The organism is Pseudoalteromonas rubra, assembly GCF_000238295.3.
Classification (GTDB): Bacteria; Pseudomonadota; Gammaproteobacteria; order Enterobacterales; family Alteromonadaceae; genus Pseudoalteromonas; species Pseudoalteromonas rubra.
In genome coordinates, this window is sequence record NZ_AHCD03000016.1 from 1 (window position 1) to 5,144 (window position 5,144).

At 42.8% G+C, this 5,144-nt stretch carries 5 protein-coding genes; all 5 read left to right on the forward strand.

All coding sequences use genetic code 11. The features are described 5' to 3' along the window. Positions 1-476, forward strand: a 476-nt coding sequence (locus tag PRUB_RS00085) for a YcaO-like family protein (RefSeq protein WP_040644439.1), incomplete at its 5' end; no start/stop codon positions are given. Positions 477-642: 166 nt separating this feature from the next. Further along, positions 643-1,629, forward strand: coding sequence for a hypothetical protein (locus PRUB_RS00090; protein ID WP_010380434.1), 987 nt, complete (start codon positions 643-645; stop codon positions 1,627-1,629). Positions 1,630-1,672: 43 nt separating this feature from the next. After that, positions 1,673-2,443 (forward strand): phytanoyl-CoA dioxygenase family protein, encoded by a 771-nt coding sequence (locus PRUB_RS00095; RefSeq protein WP_010380432.1) that lies wholly within the window; start codon positions 1,673-1,675, stop codon positions 2,441-2,443. Positions 2,444-2,451: 8 nt separating this feature from the next. Then, a complete protein-coding gene (locus tag PRUB_RS00100) occupies positions 2,452-3,585 on the forward strand; it encodes an amidohydrolase family protein (protein WP_010380431.1) in 1,134 nt (377 codons plus the stop codon). Then, positions 3,582-5,144: YcaO-like family protein (locus tag PRUB_RS00105; RefSeq protein WP_021032679.1), on the forward strand; the 1,563-nt coding region annotated here is incomplete at its 3' end. The genes PRUB_RS00100 and PRUB_RS00105, both read left to right, overlap by 4 nt.

Genomic DNA, 5,144 nt, shown 5'->3' on the forward strand with positions numbered 1-5,144 from the left:
CCGTGATGGCAGCGATTGGCCGTAACAAAGCAACTCAGGGGTATGTATTTGGCTTCGGCTGCCACTTAAAACCCGAAATGGCCGCACAACGTGCGCTCACTGAGTTATGTCAGCTTATTCCTATCCGGGACCAAAATGGTGCCCCCTTTGATTTTGATGCCATTACCGATGCTAGTTTCCTTCAGCCTGAGGCCAATGCACCTCGTGCAAGCTATCAACTAACACAAAGCGGTGATCTGAAGGGTGATATTCTGGCCATTGTTGAACAGTTAAACAATCTGGATATGGAAACACTGGCACTGGATTATTCACGCTCGCCTATTCCACTGAGCACTGCTAAAGTCTTTGTACCCGGGCTGTGCCACATCTGGCCACAACTAGGTAATCCACGGCTTTATGAGACACCTGTCAAACTCGGTTGGCTGGATAAAGCATTGACGGAAAAGACGATTAATCAGCAAGGGTTGTATATTTAACGACAAGAGCTGTGAGTTACACTACTGTCACAATATTTCAAGCCTGACCAAATTCTATAGCTATTGATTGATGAAACTTAAAAAGGAAAGCCTTCACTACAAACGCTGTGTTAATTATACTCGTATCGAGTAACAGGTCGAAAATCTGTAAGCAAAAGGAACTACCATGACAAACAGCACAAATGAAATTAACTGGAAAGTGACAACAAACTCTGAGTGGGATATTGCCTTCCAAAAGATAATATCTTATTTATGGGACAACAAGGAACGCGTATTAGCTAACGCGGGGGAAAACCGACTTTTTTACATAATGAAGAATCTGGGTATTTCTAATATCCGAGAATACACCCATTTTAACAAAGACGGCAGTGCTTCACATGGGGTGAGCCTATTATCAAACCTGACAGGTAAAGACGCGAGTCAACAGTACTCAATCATTAACATTTGCGAAAGAAATGAAGATAGTCGGACACCAATATATGACTCATCTACCTTTTGGTCCAGTAAAAATGGTTGGAGAAACTTACTGATAGACTTGGAAGTCAAGCTACCGCCCCATAGTATAAATGCGGAGAGAAGTAGCGTGTTATCGGACTACATATCAATGCAAAGATTTTTTCCATTTTCTCAATTATTTCATTATCCAGCTAGTTCAACTTCTTCTGAACATACCCCGCTAAACCTAAAAATAGATGCTCTGGTCGATTCAAATTCAAGTCATAAAGCTAGTGGCTATAGCAACATAAACTCTGCCATAGGCAGTAATGAAGTTGAAAATTCAGACAGAGGCGGAAGCGAAGGTGTTGATGACGACTACAGCTGGTTGCATTTTGTACCTCGCCTGATCTCTTATAACTGGGCTTTGAGTACAACTGAGTGTATTGATCCTGTTACTAAGCCAAATCTAAGAGATTACCCTGTTTTGCTGGAAAACTTGGGATATAAAGTTGCTGATGAACTAAACATCTATCTTTCATATGCAAGCAAAGAGCCGGCTACAGAAGAGGCTGGGGAAAAAGTGTATAACGTAAACGAATACACCAGCACGCTGTTTATTGACTTGCCTGCACCAGATTACTCTGAAGATGTCTCCCCAATGGCACTTGCAGACCTTGTCGCAGCTCGAGCAAATCAGCCATTCACCAGTACCTGATAACCTGGAGTGAGGCCATTTTAATAAATGGCCTCGAATTAAAATGACGGTAAAAAACTTTTTCTCCGAAAACGGCTATGCCGTTTTTGACCAACCTATCCTGGATATAGATTTACTACTTAAAGCCAAACAGGGTGTGAAACAAGTCCTCGAAAAAGAATACCAAACAGGAGTTCAGCCTTGGTGTCACTTTGGCGATGGCAACTCAGAATTAACTCGTCTGACACAGATACACATGTCGGATGAACGTATTTATCAGGCAATTACACAATCTCAAATTGGTAATCTAGCAGCCAAACTAACAGGTGCTTCAAAAATAAATGTATGGGGATGCCAACTATTTTACAAACCGAGTGGGTCCCAATCCAAGGGCAACGTAGGATTTCATAGAGATTCGCAACATATGCCTTTTTTTAAAAAGGGTACTCTGACTGCTTGGATCCCTCTGGTTGATATTAATTCAAACTCTGGCCCACTGGTTATCGTACCAGGCTCACATACATGGGAGCCAACGCTTGAGCATACAGGTGGCGAAATCCAAAATATAAACTCACAAGTGCCTCTCTTACAAAACTTCTACAAAACTCAGAATTGGAAAGAGGAACAAGTGACACTACCCCTGGGTGGGATCAGTTTCCATGATTTCAATGCTCTACATGGTAGTTACCCTAACGAATCTCCAACAGACAGAATCGTCATCACCGTTGGCCTTTTCACGGACGAGGTTGAATTTGATAATAACGTAGAAGATTACGGTTATGCACTAGTAATTAATGATGAACGATTCTGCCCTACTATATACGAAAGAGAGTAATTTTTAGCATGCAAAAAGTCATTGATTGTGACAGACACGTAATTGAGCCAGTTGAAATCTGGAAAGAATATATAAGCAAAGATGTATACGAAAAAACGCCTATCTGGTTAAAACCTGCAAGTGCGGAAATTGACCTGAAAGACGAATCGGGCAAGCAACTCCCTATTCCTCCGAGCTATATGGTCGGTGAAGAACCTGTATTCAGTAACTGGGGTAAAGATCTACAAATCGCCTCAGCGCTAATCAATAGCGAAAGTATCAATGAACGACTTTCTGCTACAAATCCAATTGATCACCTAGAAGAACTGAACAGAACGGGTGTGGATAAAGCAATCATATATCCTACTTTTGCTGGCCTTATCGTAAATCACAGTAAGGTAGATGCGCTGACATCGCTGGAGTTTGCGAAAGGCTATAACCGTTGGATTGAGGACTATTGCAATTATGCCAAAGACAGACTTATTCCAGCTTATCTGATTAGCCGTCATGATCCCAGCTCCTTACTAGAACAAGTTGAAGATGCTGTGCGAAAGGGATGGAGTGCTCTTGCGCTAAGACCAGAACCAATACTTGGCATATCGCTTGGCGATGAGCGATACGAACAATTTTGGCAAGCATGTGCACATCATGAATTAGCAGTTACATTCCATGGAGGTACACACTTGCAAGGTGAGACTGTTGGTATGGACCGATTCAAGAATCGATTCTCACTCCATGCGTGCTCTCATCCAATGGAGGCACAAATGGCATTTGTTTCTCTTCTCGAGTCTGGCGTCTTTGAGCGCAACCCCAAATTGAAAATAGCCTTTCTGGAAGCTGGTTGTTCATGGGTACCCCACTGGTTATGGAGGCTGGATAATATTTGTCACAACGAGTTTCCATCCATCACACATACCAATATAAGAATGCGCCCATCTGAATACTTTATCAGACACTGTTGGGTTGGTGTTGAAATTGGAGAGCCTATAAGTGAAACGGTTAACGCGATAGGTCACGAAAAGCTCATCTTTGGGAGTGATTACCCTCACCCGGACCACCTTCATTTTGACCTTGCACAAATGGCCAATGAAATGCCCAGTCTTAGCAATGAGCAAATTTCAGATATTTTGCAAAATAACCCAAGGCCTCTATTCAATTTATGACACTTAATTTTGACTTGATAATTGGCTGGCAACCTCAATATAAACCTATCATCCTAAATAACAGTGATATTGTTGTAATATCTACTGATGGTGAGGTTTTGTTCAGCAATCAGGACTTCCCTCTTATATCGTGTATTGATGGTAAGCGAACTATCAAGTCGATTATAGATGAACCTACCTCTCATGAAGATGCCAACCACTTCTTGAGATATGTTGGCAATTTCCTGCATAAAGGGACTTTTTTACAACTCGTAGGGCCGGTCTCAGAGTATGCACGTAATATCAATAACTCACTCGAAAGTGATGGCACTTTAAATAGGTTGATTAGTAAACTGCCTGATACCCACATCCAAATCACTGAAAATTTCCTTTGTGACAAGCTCAACAGGACATTATCCAGTGAGAATGTGCCTGGTTATCTGATTGAAGTTTCTGGGCACACGGTAAGCATCACACCTAAGCTCAGTAACTATGGCGACTTTACGACACTAAGAAAGCTCTTATTGCACAATAAACCAGTAATACACTACTTATCCAAAAAGTTGCCTGGACAGGACGTCAACCCACCAACTAATGAGGATACTGCCACATACCTGAAAAAAAACCTCTACAGTTTAAGCATGTGCTTAAATCATCATATCGATACAGAAAAACAGACACTGTTATGTATTGATATCAGAGATTTTAATACTCAGGAGTATGTGGTGCCACTGAGGCTCAACTCACCTCTTAGTGTTGATCACCATATCACCCTAGCCTCTTCAGCGATGGTAACAAATTCCGATGGCGGCTCTCGTATTCAAACTGCTAAAGCGACTGTTGAACGATTAATGCCATTTGTAGGTACAAAAGTCGGGGCAATTACTCACCTGGAGCCTATTTCACAAAATAGCGACACCCCAATCATAATTTATAGAACAGCATTTTTTAAAACCCCAACCGTTAGGGCTTCAGAAAACATTGATTCACAAAGCTTTGTACAAGTTTGCTTAGGCAAAGGCGTCACACACGAACAGTCTAAGGCCAGTGCATTATGCGAAGCTGTCGAACGTAAAAATGCACAGTATGTGGGCGATGAGCTAACTCAAGTCGCACAGGCTCATCAGCTGGACGCTCGCAGTTATAGCTTTTCTCAGTTGTTACCCTACAGCGAGCTGCAGTATGCGCGCTTTGCGGACCCTGCGGACTCAGAATCTCAGCGTAAGCAAGCCGCGCTTTCCTATACTGGAGAGGCTGTCAATTGGACTGCTCTGTGGTCGCTTACACGCGATGAAAAAGTCTTTGTGCCCACCGTTTGCTGCTTTGCCAATACGCCGTTTGAAGAAGACCGCTTTGGCAAATGGCACTCTAATGGCTGTGCCGCTGGTAATAATCTGGAAGAAGCCATCTTACAGGCTTTATTTGAGTTGCTTGAGCGTGATGCAACAGCTATCTGGTGGTACAACCGCTTACCGCGTCCACAGTTTGAGTTAAGCGTTCTGGACCCGGATTATCTGGCACCGCTGCACCAAACAATCACCGCTGAACACGACTATTGGGTGCTGGACCTCACCGTGGAT

Coding starts and splice junctions, on each gene's coding strand:
- PRUB_RS00090 (WP_010380434.1), top strand. CDS start 643: ATGACAAACAGCACAAATGAAATTAACTGGAAAGTGACAACAAACTCT.
- PRUB_RS00095 (WP_010380432.1), top strand. CDS start 1,673: ATGACGGTAAAAAACTTTTTCTCCGAAAACGGCTATGCCGTTTTTGAC.
- PRUB_RS00100 (WP_010380431.1), top strand. CDS start 2,452: ATGCAAAAAGTCATTGATTGTGACAGACACGTAATTGAGCCAGTTGAA.